Here is a 22773-nt window from a genome sequence, read left to right as displayed (position 1 = left end):
CCGTCGTGGTTGTTGCTGCCTGAAGCGGAATCAGACCAGGCGCGAGAGCATCTCTTCAGCTTCCTGGCGCTGGCCGTCATCACCATCCTTGACCACTTCGTCGAGGATGTCACGGGCGCCCTGGTGGTCGCCCATGTCGATGTAGGCGCGTGCCAGGTCGAGCTTGGTGGCTACTTCGTCGGCACCGGAGAAGAAGTCGAAGTCGAGGTCGTCCAGCGGCTCGGGCTCGGCTGCGGCGTCTTCGGCGGTGAAGTGCGGTTCCAGCGATGGCGATTCCAGGCTCTGCGACAGCTTGTCGAGTTCGGCGTTGACGTCGCTCAGCTCAGAGGCAAAGCTCTTGGCTGCCGGCGAGTCGTCATCCAGCGACAGCGACAGGTCGAAGTCGTCCGGCAGTTCCAGCTCGGAAATCGGGTCGAAGTCCGGGATGGCGTCAAAGGCTGCCAATTCGGCGGCAACATCTACCTGCTCTTCTTCCGCCGCAACCGGGGCAGCTGCAGCAGCCGCTTCGCCAGTGTCCAGATCGAAATCGGCCAGGTCGAAATCAGCCAGGTCGTCAACACTCTGCGGCTCGGCCTGGGCCTGGGCCAGCAAGGCTTCGAAATCGTCATCGGCATCGGTTTCCGTCGCAACGGCTGCTGGCTCGGATTGCACCTGCGCTTCGGCCAGTGGTGCCTCATCCAGCATCGGCGGCTCGAGCTGATCATCAACCGGCAGATCATCACCCAGGCTCAGGTCGAAGGCGCTGTCCAGGTCGTTATCATCGAGTACCGAAGTCTCGGTGAACGCCTCGGCGGCTGCTTCGAGCTCAGGCTCAGGTGCTGGCTCGGTTGCCGGCTCTGGCTCGACGACTGCCTGCGGCTCAGGTTCTGCTTCAAGTTCTGCCTGTGCTGGCGCTTGCGACTCTTCCTGAAGCAACTCCTGCACATATTGCTCGTCCATTTCGGCAGCCAGTGCCGCAGCACCCACGCCGACGGCGGCGGCAGCAGCGAGCCCCAGCATGGCCGGGTAGCGCTCCTTGAGGCTGTTGACCTGCACGGTGTTCGCTTCGCTGCCAGGCAGCTTGCGCTCCTGTTCGACGAAGGCGCTGTGGTCGCCCTGACGGGCGTAGACGTCCATCAGCTTGAGGCGCAGGGCGTCATTTTCCGGCTGCGCCGTCACGGCAGTTTCCAACAGGTCGGCCGCGTGGTTCAGGCGACCACGCGACAGGCTCAGATCCACCTCAGCCAGCAGTTCGGCATTCGGGTCCTGTACTGGTTCGGGCTCGGCAACCGGCGCGACGGGCGCAGAAGCAGCCGATTTTTCCGCAGCCACGGCAGCGGCAGCAGAAGCCGCCACCACGGCAGGCGACAGGGTGACGCTCGGCGCAGACACTTCCAGCTCGTCGAAGCTGCTTGGTGGCAGGTCAAGATCCGGGCTGCGTTCGCCCTCCTCGGCCAGCGCGCGGGCCATGCGCAGGTGTTTTTCCGCTTCCTGCTGGGCCTTGCGCTTGCGCGCCAGCAGCAACAGCAGGAGCAACAGCACGAGGAACGCGGAACCGGCGATCAGGCCCAACACCACAGGGTTGGCCAGCATCTCGTCGATGCCGCCTGGCTGCGCAGGTGCCGCCTCATCGGCGGGGGCTGCAGCCGGAGCCGTATCGACAGCGGCCGGGGCCGGTGCGACCACAGGCTCGGCCGGGGCCGCATCTGCCGCAGGGGGCTGCAAAGGGGCCGGCTCACCCGGCAAGGCGCCCGCAGGCGGGGCTGCAGGTGCCGCGCCCTGGGCTTCCAGGCGCGCCAACTGGTCGTTCTTCAGCTGGATCAGCTTCTGCAGCTTGTCCATCTGGCTCTGCAGGTCGCTCACCCGGCTTTTCAGTTCGTCGTTGTCACGACGGCTGGTGTCCAGGCTCTCCTGGGCCACCGCCAGCTTGTCGTTGATGGCCTTGGCACTATTACCGCCAGCCTGGTTGCCAGGGCTGACCAGGCGCAGGTTGTCGCCCTGGGCGATACGATCGGGCGCTGCATCGGCGGCACCGCGGCGGGTGGCATCCAGCTGCCGCGCACGCGGCCCCAGGCGCCGGCCTTCACGCCATGCCGCGTACTGCTCGGCCACTTCGCGATTGGCTTCGCCCTGGGGAATGCTCTGGACTTGCTGCCGGTCGGGCAGGCGCAGGACCTGGCCAACCTTCAACTGGTTGATGTTGTTGCCGATGAAGGCATCCGGGTTGAGCGCCTGGATGGCGATCATGGTCTGCTGCACCGAGCCACCGCCCTGGGTATTGCGGGCGGCGATCTGCCACAGGGTGTCGCGGCGTTTGGTGGTGTAGCTGCCTGCGCTGCTGGTGGCCGGGTTTACATTGCCCGCAGCGGGCTGCTGGCCCTGGGCCTTGGCCTGGTCGAGCAGCACGCTGTAGTCACGCAGCAGGCGGCCTTGGGGCCACATGACCTGAACCAGGAACTTGACCACCGTACCGGGCAGTGGCTGGCTGGAGGTAACCCGCAGCACGCTCTTGCCGTTGGGGTTGATCACCGGGGTGAAGGTCAGGTCTTCGAGGTAGCTCGGAAACTCCACCCCGGCCTTGCTGAACTCTTCCGGTGGCGCCAGGCTCGGCGCCACTTCGGCTGCGGTGAGGTCGCGCACGTCGAGCAGTTCGATCTCGGCGTCCAGAGGCTGGTTCTGTGCCGACTTCAACGTCAGTTCACCCAACCCCAGGGCATTCGCCATGCCCGACGTCAGCGCAGACGCTGCCGCCATGGCCAGAACCAGTTTGCGAATTCGAAGCATGACCTCTTCCCTTGTATGAATCGTCCCGAAAACCTGCGTGCGGCGCGGGACAAAAGTGCTCGCCAGTATCTTTTACGCCATGTGTTTAATCAACAATTGCGCCACCTGCACGGCGTTCAAAGCAGCGCCCTTGCGCACATTGTCGGTGGTCAACCAGAGGTTGAGCTGCTGGTTTTCGTCAATTCCATGGCGTACACGACCAACATAGACCACGTCTTGGCCGACTGCGTCACCGACCGGGGTCGGATAATCATCGTTTTCCACCCGTTCGACACTTTCGGCCTGTTCCAGTGCCTGGTTGACCTGTGCCAGATCGACCGGGCGACCACTCTGCACCGCCACACTGAAGCTATCGCCGAAAAACACCGGGACTTGAATGCAGCTCACGGAAATCTTCAGCTCCGGCAAGCCCAGCAGCACGCGCAGTTCGCCAACCAGACGGCGTTCCACGGCAGTGTGACCCTGCTCGTCGACGGCACCGACCTGGGCCAGAACGTTGAAGGCCATCTGCCGATCGAAGAAACGCGGCTCCAGCGGGCGGGCATTGAGCAGCTCGGCGGTCTGCCGGGCCAGTTCGCTGACCGCTTCGCGGCCTTGCGCGGATACCGCCAGGGCGGCCATGACCTGCACCCGTTCGATATCCAGCTGACCCTTGAGCGGTGCCAGGGCAACCGCCACAGCAACGGCGGCGCAGCTGGGGCTGGTAATGCGTGCTGGCAGGTTCAGTGTGGCAAGGCTGTCGCCATTGGCCTCCGGGACCACGGCCAAGGCATCTTCCAGGCCACCGGAAAGGTCGATGACCGTGCAGCCGGCCTGCTCGGCCTTGCTGGCAAAGCTGCGGCTAACGGCCGGGCTGGCGGCGAAGAAGGCCAGTTTGACCTGGGCGAAGTCGAAGCTGTCGACCTCACGCACCTTGAGCTTCTTGCCGGCGAACATCACGCTGCTGCCCGCCGATTCCATGCTGGCCAGCAGGTGCAGGGTGCCGACCGGGAAGGCCAGTTCTTCGAGGATCTGCACGAGGGTTTCACCGACGCTGCCGGTGGCGCCGACGACGGCGATGTCCAGGGGGGTGGTCATGGTAGAGATCCTTTTGCTGAAACGGCGGGGGCGGCACTTTACTTGGATTGTAGTGTTTTGTCTGTGCTGGCCTCTTCGCAGCTACAGGCATAAAAAAACCCGCGCTGTCACCAGCGCGGGTTTTCGGTGCAGCAGAAGCGATCAACGCTCCAGCAAGATCCGCAGCATGCGGCGCAGCGGTTCGGCGGCGCCCCACAGCAGCTGGTCACCCACGGTGAACGCGCCCAGGTACTGAGAGCCCATGTTCAGCTTGCGCAGGCGGCCAACCGGGATGTTCAAGGTGCCGGTTACCTTGGTCGGAGTCAGCTCTTGCATGCTGATCTCGCGCTGGTTTGGCACCAGTTTCACCCATGGATTGTGCTGGCTGATCATGCCTTCGATGTCGGCCAGTGGCACATCCTTGTTCAGCTTGATGGTCAGCGCCTGGCTGTGGCAGCGCATGGCGCCGATGCGCACGCAGATACCGTCAACCGGGACCGGGTTCTTGAAGCGGCCGAGGATCTTGTTGGTCTCGGCCTGGGCCTTCCACTCTTCACGGCTCTGCCCGTTCGGCAGTTCCTTGTCGATCCACGGGATCAGGCTGCCGGCCAGCGGCACGCCGAAGTTTTCGGTCGGGAACGCTTCGCCGCGCATGGCTTCAGCCACCTTGCGGTCGATGTCGAGGATGGCGCTGGCCGGGTTGGCCAGGTCATCGGCTACGGCCGCATGGGTAGCGCCCATCTGCTTGATCAGCTCGCGCATGTTCTGTGCGCCGGCACCGGAGGCCGCCTGGTAGGTCATGGCGCTCATCCACTCGACCAGGCCGGCTTCGAACAGGCCGCCCAGGCCCATCAGCATCAGGCTGACGGTGCAGTTGCCGCCGATGTAGTTCTTGGTACCGGCGTCGAGCTGCTGGTCGATGACCTTGCGGTTGACCGGGTCTAGCACGATGACCGCGTCGTCCTGCATGCGCAGCGACGAGGCGGCATCGATCCAGTAACCCTGCCAGCCGGCTTCACGCAGCTTGGGGAACACCTCGTTGGTGTAGTCGCCGCCCTGGCAGGTCAGGATCACGTCGAGGGTCTTGAGTTCTTCAATCGAATAAGCGTCCTTGAGCGGAGCAATATCCTTGCCCACGTTCGGGCCCTGGCCACCCACGTTGGAAGTGGTGAAGAACACCGGCTCGATAAGGTCGAAATCCTGCTCCTCCAGCATCCGCTGCATGAGCACGGAACCGACCATACCGCGCCAACCGATCAGACCTACACGTTTCATCGCAACTACACCTTTGCTAAAAGTGGGCCGCCACCTCGAGTTTTTGGTGGCGGGCCAGAGAGATTACAGATTCCGCAGCGCTGCGACTACTGCGTCGCCCATTTCCTGCGTGCCTACTTTGTCGCAGCCGGCCGACCAGATGTCACCGGTACGCAGGCCCTGGTCCAGGACGAGGCTGACGGCCTTCTCGATCGCCTCGGCTGCCGCCTGCTGGTTGAAGCTGTAACGCAGCATCATCGACACCGACAGGATGGTCGCCAACGGGTTGGCGATGCCCTGCCCGGCGATGTCCGGAGCCGAACCGTGGCAAGGCTCGTACATGCCCTTGTTGTTGGCGTCCAGGGATGCCGAAGGCAGCATGCCGATGGAGCCGGTCAGCATGGAAGCCTCATCCGACAGGATGTCACCGAACATGTTGTCGGTCACTACCACGTCGAACTGTTTCGGTGCGCGGACCAGTTGCATGGCAGCGTTGTCGACGTACATGTGGCTGAGTTCGACGTCCGGGTAGTCCTTGGCCACGTCTTCGACCACTTCACGCCACAGCTGGCTGGAAGCCAGGACGTTGGCCTTGTCCACCGAGCACAGCTTCTTGCCGCGCACGCGGGCCATGTCGAAGCCGACGCGGGCGATACGGCGCACTTCGCTTTCGCTGTAAGGCAGGGTGTCGTAGGCCTGACGCTCGCCGCCCTCCAGCTCGCGCTGACCACGTGGAGCACCGAAGTAGATGCCGCCGGTCAGCTCACGGACGATGAGGATATCCAGGCCCGAAACGATTTCCGGCTTCAGCGAGGAAGCGTCGGCCAGTTGCGGGTAGAGGATGGCCGGGCGCAGGTTGGCGAACAGGCCCAGTTGCGAACGGATTTTCAGCAGGCCGCGTTCCGGGCGGATGTCACGCTCGATCTTGTCCCATTTCGGGCCGCCCACGGCGCCCAGCAGCACGGCGTCGGCCTTGCGTGCACGCTCCAGGGTTTCATCGGCCAGCGGTACGCCGTGCTTGTCGATGGCGGCGCCGCCGATCACGTCGTGCTCGAGGTTGAAACCGAGCTGGAACTTGTCGTTGGCCAGTTCCAGCACCTTGACCGCCTCGGCCATGATTTCCGGACCAATGCCATCACCTGGGAGAATCAGAATCTGCTTGCTCATGCTTTCCTCTATCCATTCACGCGGTGCGGCCAAGCAGGCCCCACCGAAAAGTGCTTATCGCTCGGCCCACAACACCAGCACATCAGTGCTGAACGAGCCATCGGCCTCGATCTGGTAATACTGCCGTACTTCTTCGCCCATGGCTTGCTGCAATTGGAGGATGGCAACACGCATCGGCTCCGGGGTGCGCATGCGCTCGACCCAGCTGGCAAACTCCAGGCGCAACGGCTGGCGCGTATGGCTGCGCACATGCAGACCGGCTTCGCTGACCTGGCGCTGCCATTCGGCGGCGGAGTAGTCGCGCACGTGACTGGTGTCGCGCAGCACTTCCACGGTTTGCAGATAAGTGTCGAGCAATGGGCTGCCCGGCGACATCACGTCGATGAACGCTGCCACGCCACCCGGCTTGAGCACTCGGCGCACTTCGCGCAGGGCCACGCCGAGGTCACTCCAGTGGTGCGCCGAATAGCGACTGAAGACGAAATCGAACGACGCGTCGGCGAACGGCAGGCGTTCGGTGGCACCGCGCTCGGTGGTGATATTGCCCAGGCCGCGCTCGCTGGCGGCATTGGCGACCACGTCGAGCATCGATTGCGAGAGGTCATAGGCGACCACTTCGGCGACCAGCGGCGCGACGTGAAAACTGACATGACCGGCACCGCACCCCAGGTCCAGCACGCGGGCATTGCCCTGCCCCGCCAGTTCAGCCTGCAGCAGGGCGAATTCACTGCCTTGGGCGTGTACGGCGCTGCTGAGGTAGGCGCTGGCCTGTTCACCAAACTGGCGTTGGACCACATCGGTGTGGGTGGTGCTGGTCATGGCTAAATCCTTTAGGTTTTTTGTTGCCTGTTCCGGCCCTTTCGCGGGCAAGCCCGCTCCTACCGGGATCACCTACCACTGTGGGAGCGGGTTTATCGAGGCGTCGAACCGCCGCGAAGGGGCCGGCACTGCTAGCTACGAACTTCAGGCATCACGGAACAGCCAAGGCTGGCCGGCGCGGTGCTTGCCTTCGAATGCCTTGATCGCGTCGCTGTCCTGCAAGGTCAGGCCGATGTCGTCCAGGCCATTGAGCAGGCAGTGCTTGCGGAACGCGTCAATCTCGAAGTGCAACACCTTGCCATCCGGGCGGGTCACCGCCTGCGCCTGCAGGTCGATGGTCAGCTGGTAGCCTGGGTTGGCTTCAACCTGCTTGAACAGCTCGTCGACTTCCTCGTCGCTGAGGATGATCGGCAGCAAGCCGTTCTTGAAGCTGTTGTTGAAGAAGATATCGGCGAAGCTCGGTGCAATCACGCTGCGGAAGCCGTACTCGTCCAGTGCCCACGGCGCGTGCTCGCGGCTCGAACCGCAACCGAAGTTCTCCCGCGCCAGCAGCACGCTGGCACACTGGTAACGTGCGTGGTTGAGCACGAATTCCTGGTTCAGCGGGCGCTTGCTGTTGTCCTGGTACGGCTGGCCGACATCCAGGTAGCGCCACTCGTCGAACAGGTTGGGGCCGAAGCCGGTGCGCTTGATCGACTTCAGGAACTGCTTGGGGATGATCTGGTCGGTGTCGACGTTGGCGCGATCCAACGGTGCGACGAGGCCAGTGTGCTGTGTAAAGGCTTTCATGCTGCGCTCCCTTGGATCAACTCGCGGACATCGATGAAGTGGCCGGTCACTGCGGCGGCGGCAGCCATGGCCGGGCTGACCAGGTGGGTACGGCCACCGGCGCCCTGACGGCCTTCGAAGTTGCGGTTGGAGGTGGACGCGCAGTGCTCGCCACTTTCCAGGCGGTCCGGGTTCATCGCCAGGCACATCGAGCAGCCGGGCTCACGCCATTCGAAACCGGCTTCAACAAAGATCTTGTCCAGGCCTTCACGCTCGGCCTGGGCCTTGACCAGGCCCGAGCCCGGTACGACCAGCGCCTGCTTGACTGTCGCGGCGACCTTGCGGCCCTTGGCGATTTCGGCAGCGGCGCGCAGGTCTTCGATGCGCGAGTTGGTGCACGAGCCGATGAATACGCGGTCGAGCTTGATGTCGGTGATCGCCTGGTTGGCGGCGAGGCCCATGTACTTGAGGGCACGCTCGATCGAACCACGCTTGATCAGGTCTGGCTCGGCGGCCGGGTCCGGAACACGCTGATCCACGGCCAACACCATTTCCGGCGAAGTGCCCCAGCTGACTTGCGGCTTGATCTGCGCTGCATCAAGCTCGACCACGGTGTCGAACACGGCATCGTCGTCGGAAACCAGGTCTTTCCACGTTTCAACGGCACGCTTCCAGTCTTCGCCCTTCGGCGCGTACGGGCGGCCTTCGACGTAGGCAACGGTGGTGGCATCGGTCGCGACCAGGCCAACACGGGCACCGGCCTCGATGGACATGTTGCAGATGGTCATGCGGCCTTCCATCGACAATTCGCGGATGGCACTGCCAGCGAACTCCATGGCGTGGCCGTTGCCACCGGCGGTGCCGATCTTGCCGATCACGGCAAGGACGATGTCCTTGGCGGTGACACCAGCCGGCAACTGGCCTTCGACACGTACCAACATGTTCTTCATCTTCTTGGCGACCAGGCACTGGGTGGCGAGCACGTGCTCGACCTCGGATGTGCCGATGCCATGGGCCAAGGCACCGAAAGCGCCGTGGGTAGAGGTGTGCGAGTCGCCGCAGACCACGGTCATGCCTGGCAAGGTTGCACCCTGTTCCGGGCTGATGACGTGGACGATGCCCTGGCGTTCGTCGTTCATCTTGAATTCGACGATGCCATATTCGTCACAGTTCTCATCGAGGGTCTGCACCTGCAGGCGCGACACCTGGTCGACGATGGCTTCGATGCCGCCCTTGCGCTCCGGCGTGGTCGGCACGTTGTGGTCCGGGGTGGCGATGTTGGCATCGATGCGCCACGGCTTGCGGTTGGCCAGGCGCAGGCCTTCGAAGGCCTGGGGCGACGTCACTTCGTGAATGATATGGCGGTCGATGTAGATCAAGGACGAGCCGTCATCACGGCGCTTGACCTCATGGGCTTCCCAGAGTTTGTCGTAGAGCGTTTTGCCAGCCATCAGACTGTTCCTCATCAGCGTCTTTCTATGCCAAAGACCCCTTGGCTTGTACGGACGATGCTATGGGGTTAGATTGAATAACTCAAATTCATAATTTTTATGCTTTGGATAACCAAAAGGAATCCGAAATCGTGGACCTGGCCAACCTGAGCGCATTCATTGCCATTGCCGAGACCGGCAGCTTCTCTGGCGCCGGCGAACGCCTGTTCCTCACCCAGCCGGCGATCAGCAAACGCATCGCTGGCCTGGAACAGCAACTGGATGTGCGCCTGTTCGATCGCCTGGGTCGCGAAGTGACCTTGACCGAAGCCGGCCGCGCCCTGCTGCCCCGCGCCTACCAGATCCTCAACGTCCTCGATGATACTCGACGGGCGCTGACCAATTTGACGGGGGAAGTGAGCGGTCGTCTCACCCTTGCCACCAGCCACCACATCGGTTTGCACCGCCTGCCCCCGCTTTTACGGGCTTTTACCCGGCAGTACCCGGCTGTGGCGCTGGATATTCAGTTCATGGATTCGGAACAGGCCTACGATGAAATCCTCCATGGCCGCGCTGAAATTGCCGTCATTACCCTCGCCCCCGAGCCTCATCACCTGGTCAGGGCCGTACGGGTCTGGGACGACGCCCTGGATTTCGTGGCGGCGCCCGAGCATCCACTGGCGAGCAACCAGGCGGTCAGCCTGGCCGATGTCGCCCGCCACCCGGCGGTATTCCCCGGCGGCAACACCTTCACCCACCACATCGTCCAGCGCCTGTTCGAGAGCCAGGGGCTGACGCCAAACATCGCCATGAGCACCAACTACCTGGAAACCATCAAGATGATGGTGTCGATCGGCCTGGCCTGGAGCGTGCTCCCCCGGACTATGCTGGATGATCAGGTTGCATCCATCGCTTTGCCCGGCATACAGCTGTCGCGCCAGCTAGGCTACATTCTGCACACGGAGCGCACGCTATCGAACGCTGCAAGGGCCTTCATGGCCCTGCTCGACAGCCACGCAGGGTCCGCCTGACCGGTCGTCAGCTCGGCATTTCCAACTCATGGACGCGTCACACGCCAAAGGTCTGGTACCAATGCCCAAATCAGCAAATCGCTTTCCGCGCCTGCCGCGTATCCCTGCGGCCGACCCACAGGAATCGGAACAGGCCTGGCAGAACGCCCCGCAGCTGCTGGCCGCACTCAATGGCGCACGCCTGGGTGCCTGGCTGTGGGATATCGATACCGGCCGGATCAGCTGGTCACGGGGTACCCAGGCGCTGTTCGGCTTCGATCCGCAACGCCCGCTGCCCAACGACATCGACTACCTCGACCTGCTGCCGGAGGAGGACCGCGCCCGCACCCGCCAGCTGTTCCATGCAGTCGTCAATGGCGAACCGGTGGAACAGGCCATGCGCCATCGCATCCGCTGGCCGGACGGCAGCCTGCACTGGCTGGAAATCAACGGCAGCCTGACCCACGACCGCCATGGCCGACGGCAGATGATCGGGGTAATCCGCGAAATCACCCGCCAGCGCGAACGGGAAACCGCGCTGATCAACTCGGAAAAGCGCTTCGCCACGCTGTTCCATCTGAGCCCCAACGCCATTTTGCTGAGTCGCCGCCAGGACGGCATGATCATCGAGGTCAACCAGCACTTCGAAGACATGTTCGGCTGGCCCGGCGGCCAGGTGATTGGCAAGACCAGCATCGAACTGGGCCTGTGGGTAAACCCCGAACAGCGTCATCAGGTGATCGAGGCAACCCGCAGCAACCACGGCCCGGCGATCATGGAAGTGCAGTTCCGCGCCAGCACCGGCAAACTCCACGACGGCATCCTGTGCACCCAGAGCATCGAGATGGAGGGCATCACCTACCTGATCAGCACCTTCGTCGACACCACCGAGCGCAAACGCGCCGAGCAAGCCCTCAAGGACAGCCAAGAGCGCCTCGACCTGGCGCTGGACTCGGCGCAACTGGGTACCTGGGACTGGCACATTCCCAGCGGCATGCTCTACGGCTCGGCCCGCGCGGCGCAACTGCACGGGTTGGACCCGGTGCCGTTCCATGAGTCGTTCGACTCGTTCTTCGAAGGCGTACCGGAACACGAACGCGCCAGCATGCGCCAGGCCTACCGCAGCCTGCGCGAAGGCCCGGCCGGCAACTACCAGATCACCTACCGCGTGCAACTGGAAAACGGCACCTCGCGCTACATCGAAAGCCGTGCCCGCCTGTATCGCGACGACCAGGGCAACCCGTTGCGCATGGCGGGTACCTTGCTCGATATCACCGAGCAGGTGGAACGCGAACAGCGCCTGAGCGCCTCGGAAGAGAAATTCGCCAGCCTGTTCCAGGTCAGCCCCGACCCGATCTGCGTGACCCGCCAGGACACGGGTCAGTTCATCGAGATCAACCCGGCCTTCACCCAGACCTTCGGCTGGAGTGCCGAACAGGTGATCGGCCGCACCGCCGAAGAGATCGGCCTGTGGGCCGAATCGATCGAGCGCGCCCAGCGCATCGAGCGGGTGATCCGCGAACAGGCACTGAGCAATGTCGCGGTGGTGGTCAACCACCGCAACGGCTCGCCGCTGACCTGTGTCATCGCCAGCCGCCTGATCAGCGTCGATGACCAGCCGTGCAGCGTCACCACCCTGCGCGACATCACCCAGCAGCAACGCGCCGAAGCGGCGCTCAAATCCAGCGAAGAGAAGTTCGCCAAAGCCTTCCACTCCAGCCCCGACGCCATCACCATCACCGAACGCCGCAGTGGCCGCTACCTGGAAGTCAACGACGGCTTCTGCCGGCTGACCGGCTACAGCGCTGACGAAGTGATCGGCCGCAGCGTCTACGAAATCGGCATCTGGGCCGACGACAAGCAGCGCGGCGCCCTGCTCACCGAGCTCAAGGAGCGCGGCCGGGTGCACCACCGGGAGATGCTTGGGCGTAACAAGCGCGGCGACATCCTCACGGTGGAGGTGTCAGTGGAGCCGATCAGCCTCAATGAGGTCGATTGCCTGCTGCTGACCGCCCGCGATGTCAGCCAGCTGAAGAACGCCCAGGCGCAGATCCGCCACCTCGCCTACCACGACCCGCTGACCAACCTGCCCAACCGCGCCTTGCTGATGGACCGCCTGAGCCAGCAGATCGCCCTGCTGCGCCGCCACAACCTGCGCGGCGCGCTGCTGTTCCTCGACCTCGACCACTTCAAGCACATCAACGACTCGCTGGGCCATCCGGTGGGCGATACCGTGCTGAAGATCATCACCGCCCGGCTGGAGGCCAGCGTGCGCCTGGAAGACACCGTGGCGCGTCTGGGTGGCGATGAGTTCGTGGTGCTGCTCAGCGGCCTGGAAGGCAGCCGCGAGGCCGTGGAAAGCAAGGTCCGCGAACTGGCCGACACCCTGCGCGAACTGCTGGCCGAACCGATGTCGCTGGACGGCCAGCGCCTGCAAGTGACACCGAGCATCGGCGTGGCACTGATCCCCGACCACGGCACCACGCCGGCCGACCTGCTCAAGCGCGCCGACATCGCCCTGTATCGGGCCAAGGATTCCGGGCGCAACACCACCGAGCTGTTCCACACCACCATGCAGAAGGCCGCCAGCGAGCGCCTGCGCATGGAAAGCGACCTGCGCCTGGCCCTGGCCCGCGGCGAGCTGGCCTTGCATTTCCAGCCCCAGGTCGATGCCCGCGACAATCGCATCGTCGGTGCCGAAGTGCTGCTGCGCTGGCACCATCCACAGCTGGGCCAGCAACCCCCCGCGCAGTTCATCCAGGTACTGGAAGAAAGCGGCCTGATTCTCGAAGTTGGCAGCTGGATCCTCGACGAAGCCTGCGACGCTTGCGCGCACATGCTCGAAGACGGCTTGATCGACGCCCATGACTTCAGCCTGTGCGTGAACATCAGCCCACGGCAGTTCCGCCAGAACGATTTCGTCGAACGGGTGCTGCGCAGCCTGGACGACTACCGCCTGCCGCGGCAGATGCTCAAGCTGGAGATCACCGAGGGCATCGTCATCCAGAACCTGGAAGACACCATCAGCAAGATGCGTGAACTCAAGCGCTATGGCGTGAGCTTTGCCATGGATGACTTCGGCACTGGCTATTCCTCGTTGACCTACCTCAAGCGCCTGCCGGTGGACGCGCTGAAGATCGACCAGACGTTCGTCCGCGACGCGCCGGAAGACCCCAACGATGCCGAGATTGTTCGCGCCATCGTAGCCATGGCCCGCAGCCTGGACCTGGCGGTGATTGCCGAAGGGGTGGAACTGACCGAGCAACTGGCATTTCTCGAACGCCTGGGCTGCCACCTGTACCAAGGCTACCTGCACAGCCGGCCACTGCCGCTGCCAGAATTCAGGCAGATGTTGCTGGAAGCACCGGCGGACTACTGAAACGAAGAAAGGGCACCCGAAGGTGCCCTTTCTTTCATGCCGCCAAACTCAGTTCAGAACTGGCTTGTCGCCGTTGATCGGGATGCGTTTGGCCTTGGCCTCCTCCGGCACGATGCGCAGCAGGTCGATGCTGAGCAGGCCGTTGGCCAGGCCCGCCGACTTGACCTCGATATGGTCAGCCAGGCGGAACGACAGTTTGAAGGCGCGCTGGGCAATCCCCTGGTGCAGGTAGGTCACTTCAGCGGGGCCGTTTTCGCGCTTGCCACCGATGACGGTCAGGACACCTTTTTCGACTTGCAGGTCGAGGTCCTGCTCCTGGAACCCGGCTGCGGCAACCACGATGCGATAGTGGTCATCGCCATGTTTTTCCACGTTGTAGGGAGGGTAGCTGCTACCCGCCTCGTTGCGTGCCGCGGACTCGAACAGGTCATTGAAACGGTCGAAGCCAACGGAATGGCGGAACAGTGGAGCGAGAGAGAAAGCGGTAGTCATGGTCATAAACTCCTGAGATTCAGCAAGTAAAGTCACTACGCGACCCGACTTCGGCATCGCGTACTCAAGAGATAGGGTCGGCGGGAAAGCTTTCAAGGGGCGAGCTGAAAAAATCTGTTCGCAGCTGATGGCCCTTTCGCGGGGCAAGCCCGCTCCTACAAGATGCGCACAATCCTCAGGCTTACCGTGATCCTGTCGGAACGGGCTTGCCTGCGAAAGGGCCGGATCAGGCAACACAAGCCTCGAAGGAGATCGCATCAACACCAAGCAACCGACTGATCCGCGCGCAATCATCCTCACGCCGCAACTCGGCAAAAAGCACCACAGCCTCGGGATAACTGCGTGTAAGCATCGCCAGCCACTGCTTCATCCGCCCCGGCGCATAGCGCGGCGACAGCTTGGCCTGGGCCTGGCGCCAGAACTCGCGCAGCAGCGGCAGCAAGTCATCCCAGCTCATCGGCTGGTATTCGTGCCCGTCGCGCGCGGCAGCGATCTGCAATGCCAGGTCCGGGCGCGACACCAGCCCGCGCCCCAGCATGATATCTTCGGCACCGCTGACCTCGCGGCAACGCCGCCAGTCGCCGACGGTCCAGATTTCCCCGTTGGCGAACACCGGCACCCGGACCACATCCTGCACCCGCGCCACCCACTCCCAGTGGGCAGGCGGCTTGTAGCCTTCAACCTTGGTCCGCGCATGCACCACCAGGTGCGCCGAACCGCCCTCGGCCAAGGCCGTGGCGCAGTCCAGCGCCCCATCCGGGCTGTCGAAGCCCAGGCGCATCTTGGACGTGACCGGGATATGCGCCGGCACCGCGCGACGCACTTCACGGACGATGGCATGCAGCAGCTCCGGCTCCTTGAGCAGCACCGCGCCGCCACGCGACTTGTTCACGGTCTTGGCCGGGCAGCCAAAGTTCAGGTCGATTACCGGCGCGCCCAGTTCGCAGGCCAACGCGGCATTCTCCGCCAGGCATACCGGGTCCGAACCCAGCAACTGCACGCGCATCGGCACACCAGCGGCCGTGCGTGCACCCTGACGCAGCTCTGGGGCGAGCTTGTCAAACGAGGACGCCGGCAGCAGGCGGTCGCACACGCGGATGAACTCGGTGACGCACCAATCGATGCCGCCCACTCGGGTCAGGACGTCGCGCAGGATGTTGTCGACCAGCCCCTCCATGGGGGCCAGGGCAATTTGCATGTCTGGGTCTCGGCGGAAAAAGGCGGCAGTCTAGCAAAAAATGCCGTGGCTTCAGCTGCCGATCAGCGCCGGCCCGTAACCGTCGATGAATTCCGCAGGCATGCGCCTGGGCTTGCCGCTGGACAGCTCGATGCAAGCGAAGGTGGTCTGCGCGCGCAGCAAGGTCACGCCATCGCGTGGACGCTTGAGCTGGAAGCGCCGGGTCATGCGCAGGCGCTGGTCCCAGTCGATGATCCAGGTGGCCAGTTGCAGCTCATCATCCTCGTAGCCTGCGGCGAGGTAATCGATTTCGTGGCGCACCACCGCCATGGCCCGGTCCAGGCGCCGGTATTCGGCCAGGTCCAGGCCCAGGCGCTGGGAGTGGCGCCAGGCGCAACGCTCCAGCCAGGTGACGTAGACCGCGTTGTTGGCGTGGCCGAGGCCGTCGATGTCCTCGCTGCCGACGCGCAGGTCGATGATGAATGGCGTTTCCAGATCCCAGCTCATGCCCGCTCCCACTATCAGTGAACGGGCCGAGTGTAACGGATGTTCAAGCGCTCTGCCGCGATGGCTCACGGGCCAGCAGCTCCAATACCGCCTCGCCCAGGCGCGGGTCAGCCAGCACGCGCTGGTGCCCACCTTCCTCCAGCATCATCAGCCGGCTGTCGAACCAGGCCTTGTGGATGACCTGCGCTTCACCGGCAGGCACCAGCGCGTCATCAGCGGCATGCACCACTAGCCCCGGCAGCTCCAGCTGGTAGCCACTGACATCGAGACGAGCGATCTGCATGCCGACATCCTGCTCGACCTGACGAATGAACGCCGCCCTGGCCCGGGCCGGCAAACCCAGGTGATGGGCAAATCCCCGCAGCACACCGAGCAGCTGCGCTGGCGCAGCAATGCTCACCGCAGCCTCCGCACGCAACCCCATCTGCAGGGCCAGCATCACACTGGCGCCGCCCATGGAATGACCGATCACGGCACGCAACGGCGGCAGCTCGGCGGCCGCCTCCAGCAGCGCCCGGGCAAACAGCACCACGTGCGCCTGCTGGCCGGGCGAGCGGCCATGGGCCGGGCCCTCCAGCGACACCACCGTGTGCCCCGCCTGCACCAGGGTTTCGATCAGCGCCGCAAACTGGGTAGGGCGCCCTTCCCAGCCATGCATGAGCAACACTGTCGGCCCCTTGCCCCAACGCAAGGCCGACAGGCCGAAGCGCAAGGTGACGCGTTCGGCACTGGCCAGCAGCGGCAGCTCCCATTGCCGGGGCGGCAGGTTGCGCGGGGTCATGAAGGCGCGGCGCATCTTGCCGGCAATGTGTTCGGGGGCCAGTCGGCCCAGGGTGCCATTTACGCCACGAATCCAGCTCAGGGTAGCCATCGCCTTGCTCCAGGTTCAGAGATATCAGAGAACTGCCGACTTGGCGGCACGCAGAATGCGATCGGACAACTCACCCGGGCCCAAGGCCCGCGCCAGGGCCAGGCCACCGATCATCAGGGCCAGGTCAGCCAAGGCTTTGTCGGCGTCTTCCGGGCGGTCGACCATGGCCGCCGTCATCAACTCGATATGCTCGGCCAGCACCTCACGGAAAGCTTCGGGCAGGCGCTGCATCTCGCCGAGCGAGTTGGGCAACGGGCAGGCATGCACTTCGGCGTCACGGTGCTTGCGCGACAAGTAGAAGGCGCTCACCAGGGCGCGGCGCCCTTCCCCATCCAGGTTCGGGTCGACCTGGGCAAGCAAGGCACGGCGCTCGCTCAGCAACTGGCGGAAGGCCTCGAGCATGAGCTCGTCCTTGCTCTCGAAGTGCGCATAGAAACCACCAACGGTCAGGCCTGCAGCGCCCATCACCTGGCTGACACTCGGCTCGGCCGGGCCATGCTGGATCAGCGCACTGCGGGCCGCTTCGAGAATGCGTTCGCGGGTCTTGCTCTTCTTGTTGTTCATTCGGCGGCTCACCGTGACAAATATGATGATCGAAATATTATTCTCATCATATTTTTTGGCAAGCAGAATTTGCCGCCACTTGTCGGCGCCGGGATTTTTGGGAAGGGAGAAAAACAAAAGGCCCATTCAATAAGCGAATGAGCCTTCAAAGTCCCGCAAAACGCGGGTAAAAATGGCGTCCCCTAGGGGACTCGAACCCCTGTTACCGCCGTGAAAGGGCGGTGTCCTAGGCCACTAGACGAAGGGGACGTAACCTTCGCGAAGATCCGATGAATCGAACCCTGGCAGAATTGGTGGAGCTAAGCGGGATCGAACCGCTGACCTCCTGCATGCCATGCAGGCGCTCTCCCAGCTGAGCTATAGCCCCGAAACAAAGACCCATTCAATATGCGAACGAGCCTTTAAGTCCCGCAAAACGCGGGTAAAAGTGGCGTCCCCTAGGGGACTCGAACCCCTGTTACCGCCGTGAAAGGGCGGTGTCCTAGGCCACTAGACGAAGGGGACGTAACCTTCGTGCCGATCCGCTTTCGCGAATCGCGGCAAAATTGGTGGAGCTAAGCGGGATCGAACCGCTGACCTCCTGCATGCCATGCAGGCGCTCTCCCAGCTGAGCTATAGCCCCAGATTTCTAGCCTCTCGGCCCAGCGACATCGTGAAATATCGCTTGTGCAAAACTGGCGTCCCCTAGGGGACTCGAACCCCTGTTACCGCCGTGAAAGGGCGGTGTCCTAGGCCACTAGACGAAGGGGACGAACCTTCTTACCTTCAAGACCCGGTTGCTGGACCCGGTCTTGCTCGACAGCCTTGACTGTCAAGCGGAATTTGGTGGAGCTAAGCGGGATCGAACCGCTGACCTCCTGCATGCCATGCAGGCGCTCTCCCAGCTGAGCTATAGCCCCACAATGTCGCTCTGAACAGAAGCGCTGGCTGGGTGCCTGGCGTTTCGTTTTCGTTCATCGCTGTGGACGGGGCGCATATTAAGATCGGATTGCAGGGCTGTCAAACTAAATTTTGAAAATATTCAAAATTTTTTTCACAGATAACAATCACTTACCGCCCTGCCCCGCTGATTCGGAATGCCGCGCCCTTGTAGGAGCGGCCTTGTGTCGCGAAAGGACCGCAAAGCGGTCCCTCGTATTCAGCGCCAACGCATAAATCGCCGGGGCCGGTTTGCGGCCCTTTCGCGACACAAGGCCGCTCCTACAGGCCGGTGAAAGGCTATCAGGCGATGTTTGCCAGCAGCTTTTCCCATTCCTTGTTTTCTTTCTTCGACACACCACCGAGCAGGTCCAGGGCCTGGCGCAAGCGATAGCGAGTCAGGTCAGGGCCAAGGATCTCCATGGCGTCCAGCACCGACACCGAGCTGGCCTGGCCGGTAATGGCGGCGAACATCAGCGGCATGGCGTCACGCAGCTTCAGCTCCAGCGCTTCGACCACGGCCTGGATGCAGCCGGTGATGCGCTCTTTCTCCCACTGACGCAGGCTTTCCAGTTTCCACAGGATCAGCTGCATCACCTGGCGCACCTGGTCGGCGGACAGCTTCTTGCTTTCGAACAGCTTGGCATCGAGCTTGAGCGCGCCTTCGAAGAAGAAACCACCCAACGGGGCGATCTGGCTGAAGGTTTCGACCCGGCCTTGTACATGGGGGGCGATCTTCATCATGTAGTCGCTGTTGAACGCCCACTGCTGCACGCGAGCGGCGAATTCTTCCACCGGCAGCTCACGCAGCCACTGGCCGTTGAGCCAGGACAACTTCTCGATGTCGAAGATCGGGCCACCCAGGGAGATGCGTGACAGGTCGAAGTGCTCGACCATTTCGGCCAGGGAGAACTTCTCGCGCTCGTCCGGCATCGACCAACCCATGCGGCCGAGGTAGTTGAGCATGGCCTCGGGCATGAAGCCCATGCGCTCGTAGAAGGTCACCGACGTCGGGTTCTTGCGCTTGGACAGCTTGGACTTGTCCGGGTTACGCAACAGCGGCATGTAGCACAGCTTCGGCTGCTCCCAACCGAAGTACTCGTACAGCTTGATCAGCTTCGGCGCCGACGGCAGCCACTCTTCGCCCCGCAGGACGTGGGTGATGCCCATCAGGTGGTCGTCGACCACGTTGGCCAGGAAGTAGGTCGGCAGGCCGTCGTTCTTCATCAGCACCTGCATGTCCATGCGGTCCCAAGGAATTTCGACATCGCCCCGGAGCATGTCCGGAACCACGCAGATGCCTTCGCTTGGCACCTTCATGCGGATCACGTGCGGCTCGCCAGCGACCAGGCGGCGCTGGACTTCTTCTTCGCTCAGCAGCAGGGCACGGCCGTCGTAGCGCGGGGTTTCACCACGGGCCATCTGTTCGGCGCGCATCTGCTCCAGCTCTTCGGCGGTGCAGAAGCAGTAGAAGGCATGGCCGGCATCGACCAGTTCCTTGGCGTACCTGGCGTAGATCTCGCCACGCTCGCTCTGCCGGTACGGGCCGTGCGGGCCACCGACATCCGGGCCTTCGTTCCATTCGATGCCAAGCCAGCGCAAGGCGTCGAAGATCTGCTGTTCCGACTCGCGCGTGGAGCGCAGCTGGTCGGTGTCTTCGATGCGCAGGATGAACTCACCGCCGTGCTGCTTGGCAAAGCAGTAGTTGAACAGGGCGATGTAGGCGGTGCCGACATGGGGGTCGCCGGTGGGCGATGGCGCGATACGCGTGCGAACGGTGGTCATGGAGAGTCTCGAACGAAAGATGAAACAAAGGCGGGATGTTAGCAGGGAGCAGGCACCGGGCTCCAGCAATGGCGCGAACGTCACTTGTCGACTGGCCATGTGCCGCTGTTAAATTTACTTACATTTCTGGAACGATAGTCCTCATGCCTGCCCAACTCAAACGCCGCCTGGCGATCTTCTTCACCCTGGTGGCCCTCATCGCCCTCGCTTTCCTTGCCGAGTGGTATTTCAAAGGCCGCTTCTACGAAAGCACCGACAACGCCTACGTACAGGGCGAAATCACCCGCATATCCAGCCAGCTCGGCGCACGCATCGACGAAGTGCGGGTCGACGACAACCAGCACGTCAACAAGGGCGATGTGCTGGTTCGTCTGGAGGCCGCCGACTTCGAGCTGGCAATCGAGCGCGCCCGCGCCGCCCTGGCCACTCGCGAGGCCGAATATGCCCAGGCGCAGAGCCGCCTGACCCAACAAGGCAGCCTGATCGCCTCCAGCCAGGCCCAGGTGGCGGCCAACCAGGCCACCTTCGACCGCTCGCGCCTGGACCTGAGCCGCGCCGAAAAACTGCGCAAGCCTGGCTTCGTTTCCGAGGAACGGGTCACAACCCTGTCGGCAGACAGCCATGTGGCCGGCTCCCAGGTCGACAAGGCCCGCGCCGACCTGCAAAGCCAGCGCCAGCAGATCAATGCCCTGAATGCCGACCTCAAGCGCCTCGACGCGCAGATCGCCAATGCCCGCGCCGACCTAGCCCAGGCCGAACTGAACCTGACCCGCTGCGAGATCCGCGCACCGCTCAGCGGTACCATCGGCCAGCGCAGTGCCCGCAATGGCCAGGTGGTGCAGGCCGGCGCCTACCTGTTGTCGATCGTGCCCGATGAAAACATCTGGGTGCAGGCCAATTTCAAGGAAACCCAGATCGGCAAGATGCAGCCGGGCCAGCGCGCCGAATTACTGTTCGACAGCTACCCCGACACCCCGATCGAAGGCCGCGTCGAGAGCCTGTTCGCCGCTTCTGGCGCGCAGTTCAGCCTGCTGCCGCCGGACAACGCCACTGGTAACTTTACCAAGGTGGTGCAGCGCATTCCGGTGAAACTGACCTTCGCCGCCGACAACCCGCTGCATGGGCGCATTCGCCCTGGCATGTCGGTCACCGCCACCGTCGACCTGCGCCGCGAAGACGAAGGCCACGATGGCCGGTGATCAACTGCTGCGCCCGACTGCGGAGCCAAGCCGGCGCGACTGGATCGCGGTGATGAGCGTGATGCTCGGTGCCTTCATGGCGGTGCTGGACATCCAGATCACCAACTCCTCGCTCAAGGACATCCAGGGCGCGCTGTCGGCGACTCTGGAAGAAGGCTCGTGGATTTCCACCTCGTACCTGGTAGCGGAGATCATCATGATTCCGCTGACCGCCTGGCTGGTGCAGCTGCTGTCGGCGCGGCGCCTGGCATTGTGGGTGTCTGGCGGCTTCCTGCTGTCCTCGCTGCTGTGCTCGATGGCCTGGAACCTTGAGAGCATGATCCTGTTCCGTGCCCTGCAGGGCTTCACCGGCGGCGCGCTGATCCCGCTGGCGTTCACCCTGACCCTGATCAAGTTGCCCGAGCACCACCGTGCCAAAGGCATGGCCATGTTCGCCATGACCGCCACTTTCGCCCCCTCGATCGGCCCGACCCTTGGCGGCTGGCTGACCGAGAACTGGGGCTGGGAATACATCTTCTATATCAACATCCCACCTGGGCTGGTGATGATCGCCGGCCTGCTCTACGGATTGGAGAAAAAGGAAGCGCACTGGGAGCTGCTGAAAAGCACCGACTATGCCGGCATCGTCACCCTCGGCGTTGGCCTGGGCTGCCTGCAGGTCTTTCTTGAGGAGGGCCACCGCAAGGACTGGCTGGAATCCAACCTGATCGTCGGCCTCGCGACTGTTGCCCTGATCAGCCTGATTACCTTCGTCATTCTGCAGCTTTCCAAGCCGCACCCCTTGATCAACCTGCGCATCCTCGGCAACCGGAATTTCGGCCTGTCGAGCATTGCCAGCCTGGGCATGGGCGTGGGGCTTTATGGGTCGATCTACCTGCTGCCGCTGTACCTGGCACAGATCCAGGGCTACAACGCGCTGCAGATCGGCGAGGTGATCATGTGGATGGGCATTCCGCAGCTATTCCTGATTCCACTGGTGCCACAGCTAATGAAAGTGGTGCCGCCCAAGCTGTTGTGCGCCCTCGGCTTCTGCCTGTTCGGTGCCGCCAGCTTCGGTTCGGGGGTGTTGAACCCGGACTTTGCAGGACCGCAGTTCAACCATATCCAGATCATCCGCGCCCTCGGCCAGCCGATGATCATGGTGACCATTTCGCTGATCGCCACGGCGTATATCCAGCCTCAGGATGCCGGGTCGGCTTCAAGCTTGTTCAACATCCTGCGTAACCTGGGCGGCGCGATCGGCATTGCCCTGCTGGCGACCCTGCTGGATGCGCGGACCAAGGTGTACTTCGATTACCTGAGGGAAGCGGTGGTGCCGAACAACCCGCAGGTGGCGGAGCGGCTGGCACAGCTTGGCGAGCGGCTGGGGAATGACAACGCGGCGCTGGGCAAGTTGAGCGAGATTGTTCACCAGCAGGCGCTGATCATGGCCTACAACGATGCCTTCCACTTTGTCGGGATCGGGCTCGCGGTAAGCATGGTGGCGGTGCTGTTGACCCGCAAGTTGCCGCAGGGATTGAAGGCCGGGGAAGCTCACTAATATCGCGCTTGCAGGAGCGGCCTTGGGTCGCGAAAGGGCTGCAAAGCAGCCCCAGGATTTCAGCTTGAATGCAT

The 22773-nt window shown here is 63.2% G+C and carries 17 protein-coding genes and 6 tRNA genes; 4 read left to right on the top strand and 19 right to left on the bottom strand.

Going from position 1 to position 22773, the window contains the following annotated elements:
• Positions 1–30: 30 nt before the first annotated feature.
• The 7 genes from ACLEJU_RS09480 to leuC all read right to left on the bottom strand — a co-directional run bounded on the left by ACLEJU_RS09480 (position 31) and on the right by leuC (position 9278).
• Positions 31–2763 (bottom strand): FimV/HubP family polar landmark protein, encoded by a 2733-nt coding sequence (locus tag ACLEJU_RS09480; RefSeq protein ID WP_435424979.1) that lies wholly within the window; start codon positions 2761–2763, stop codon positions 31–33.
• A gap of 72 nt (positions 2764–2835) precedes the next feature.
• Positions 2836–3840, bottom strand: a complete 1005-nt coding sequence (locus tag ACLEJU_RS09475; protein WP_435424980.1) for an aspartate-semialdehyde dehydrogenase — start codon at positions 3838–3840, stop codon at positions 2836–2838.
• Positions 3841–3981: 141 nt separating this feature from the next.
• Positions 3982–5094, bottom strand: coding sequence for an aspartate-semialdehyde dehydrogenase (asd, locus tag ACLEJU_RS09470; RefSeq protein WP_060508149.1), 1113 nt, complete (start codon positions 5092–5094; stop codon positions 3982–3984).
• A gap of 63 nt (positions 5095–5157) precedes the next feature.
• Positions 5158–6240 (bottom strand): 3-isopropylmalate dehydrogenase, encoded by a 1083-nt coding sequence (gene leuB, locus ACLEJU_RS09465; protein WP_435424981.1) that lies wholly within the window; start codon positions 6238–6240, stop codon positions 5158–5160.
• A 54-nt stretch (positions 6241–6294) separates the two neighbouring features.
• Positions 6295–7059 carry a methyltransferase domain-containing protein gene (locus ACLEJU_RS09460; protein WP_435424982.1) on the bottom strand — a complete coding sequence of 255 codons (765 nt, stop codon included), beginning with the start codon at positions 7057–7059 and terminating at the stop codon, positions 6295–6297.
• 144 nt (positions 7060–7203) lie between these two features.
• Complete coding sequence (gene leuD, locus ACLEJU_RS09455) at positions 7204–7848, bottom strand: 3-isopropylmalate dehydratase small subunit (protein ID WP_435424983.1); 645 nt, start codon at positions 7846–7848, stop codon at positions 7204–7206.
• Positions 7845–9278, bottom strand: a complete 1434-nt coding sequence (gene leuC / locus ACLEJU_RS09450; protein WP_435424984.1) for a 3-isopropylmalate dehydratase large subunit — start codon at positions 9276–9278, stop codon at positions 7845–7847. The genes leuD and leuC overlap by 4 nt, the downstream gene beginning before the upstream one ends.
• A 131-nt stretch (positions 9279–9409) precedes the next feature.
• Between leuC and ACLEJU_RS09445 the strand changes: the two genes are divergently transcribed.
• Positions 9410–10288, top strand: coding sequence for a LysR family transcriptional regulator (locus tag ACLEJU_RS09445; protein WP_435424985.1), 879 nt, complete (start codon positions 9410–9412; stop codon positions 10286–10288).
• Positions 10289–10349: 61 nt separating this feature from the next.
• Positions 10350–13646 carry a PAS domain S-box protein gene (locus ACLEJU_RS09440; protein ID WP_435424986.1) on the top strand — a complete coding sequence of 1099 codons (3297 nt, stop codon included), beginning with the start codon at positions 10350–10352 and terminating at the stop codon, positions 13644–13646.
• Positions 13647–13694: 48 nt separating this feature from the next.
• On the opposite strand, the gene ACLEJU_RS09435 is transcribed toward ACLEJU_RS09440, so the two are convergent.
• The 12 genes from ACLEJU_RS09435 to gltX all read right to left on the bottom strand — a co-directional run bounded on the left by ACLEJU_RS09435 (position 13695) and on the right by gltX (position 19960).
• Positions 13695–14138, bottom strand: a complete 444-nt coding sequence (locus ACLEJU_RS09435) for an Hsp20 family protein (protein ID WP_435424987.1) — start codon at positions 14136–14138, stop codon at positions 13695–13697.
• A 226-nt stretch (positions 14139–14364) separates the two neighbouring features.
• Complete coding sequence (locus ACLEJU_RS09430) at positions 14365–15336, bottom strand: tRNA dihydrouridine synthase (RefSeq protein WP_435424988.1); 972 nt, start codon at positions 15334–15336, stop codon at positions 14365–14367.
• A 51-nt stretch (positions 15337–15387) separates the two neighbouring features.
• The gene (locus ACLEJU_RS09425) at positions 15388–15822 is read right to left on the bottom strand and encodes an acyl-CoA thioesterase (RefSeq protein WP_435424989.1); all 435 of its coding nucleotides are present in this window, start codon (positions 15820–15822) and stop codon (positions 15388–15390) included.
• Between the two features lie 43 nt (positions 15823–15865).
• A complete protein-coding gene (locus ACLEJU_RS09420; RefSeq protein ID WP_435424990.1) occupies positions 15866–16693 on the bottom strand; it encodes an alpha/beta fold hydrolase in 828 nt (275 codons plus the stop codon).
• A gap of 24 nt (positions 16694–16717) precedes the next feature.
• A complete protein-coding gene (locus tag ACLEJU_RS09415) occupies positions 16718–17257 on the bottom strand; it encodes a TetR/AcrR family transcriptional regulator (protein ID WP_435424991.1) in 540 nt (179 codons plus the stop codon).
• 173 nt (positions 17258–17430) lie between these two features.
• Positions 17431–17506, bottom strand: a tRNA-Glu gene (locus ACLEJU_RS09410).
• Between the two features lie 42 nt (positions 17507–17548).
• Positions 17549–17624 (bottom strand) — tRNA-Ala (locus tag ACLEJU_RS09405).
• 61 nt (positions 17625–17685) lie between these two features.
• Positions 17686–17761 (bottom strand) — tRNA-Glu (locus ACLEJU_RS09400).
• A 42-nt stretch (positions 17762–17803) separates the two neighbouring features.
• A tRNA-Ala gene (locus ACLEJU_RS09395) sits at positions 17804–17879 on the bottom strand.
• A 53-nt stretch (positions 17880–17932) separates the two neighbouring features.
• A tRNA-Glu gene (locus tag ACLEJU_RS09390) sits at positions 17933–18008 on the bottom strand.
• Between the two features lie 72 nt (positions 18009–18080).
• Positions 18081–18156 (bottom strand) — tRNA-Ala (locus ACLEJU_RS09385).
• Between the two features lie 322 nt (positions 18157–18478).
• Positions 18479–19960, bottom strand: coding sequence for a glutamate--tRNA ligase (gltX, locus tag ACLEJU_RS09380; RefSeq protein WP_435425338.1), 1482 nt, complete (start codon positions 19958–19960; stop codon positions 18479–18481).
• A gap of 143 nt (positions 19961–20103) precedes the next feature.
• Between gltX and ACLEJU_RS09375 the strand changes: the two genes are divergently transcribed.
• Both ACLEJU_RS09375 and ACLEJU_RS09370 read left to right on the top strand, forming a co-directional pair.
• Positions 20104–21159 (top strand): HlyD family secretion protein, encoded by a 1056-nt coding sequence (locus ACLEJU_RS09375; protein ID WP_435425337.1) that lies wholly within the window; start codon positions 20104–20106, stop codon positions 21157–21159.
• Positions 21160–21208: 49 nt separating this feature from the next.
• The gene (locus ACLEJU_RS09370; protein WP_435425341.1) at positions 21209–22699 is read left to right on the top strand and encodes an MDR family MFS transporter; all 1491 of its coding nucleotides are present in this window, start codon (positions 21209–21211) and stop codon (positions 22697–22699) included.
• Positions 22700–22773 lie beyond the last annotated feature (74 nt).

Source organism: Pseudomonas sp. SMN11, from assembly GCF_052041945.1.
Lineage (GTDB): Bacteria > Pseudomonadota > Gammaproteobacteria > Pseudomonadales > Pseudomonadaceae > Aquipseudomonas.
This window is presented reverse-complemented; position numbering and strand designations above follow the sequence as displayed.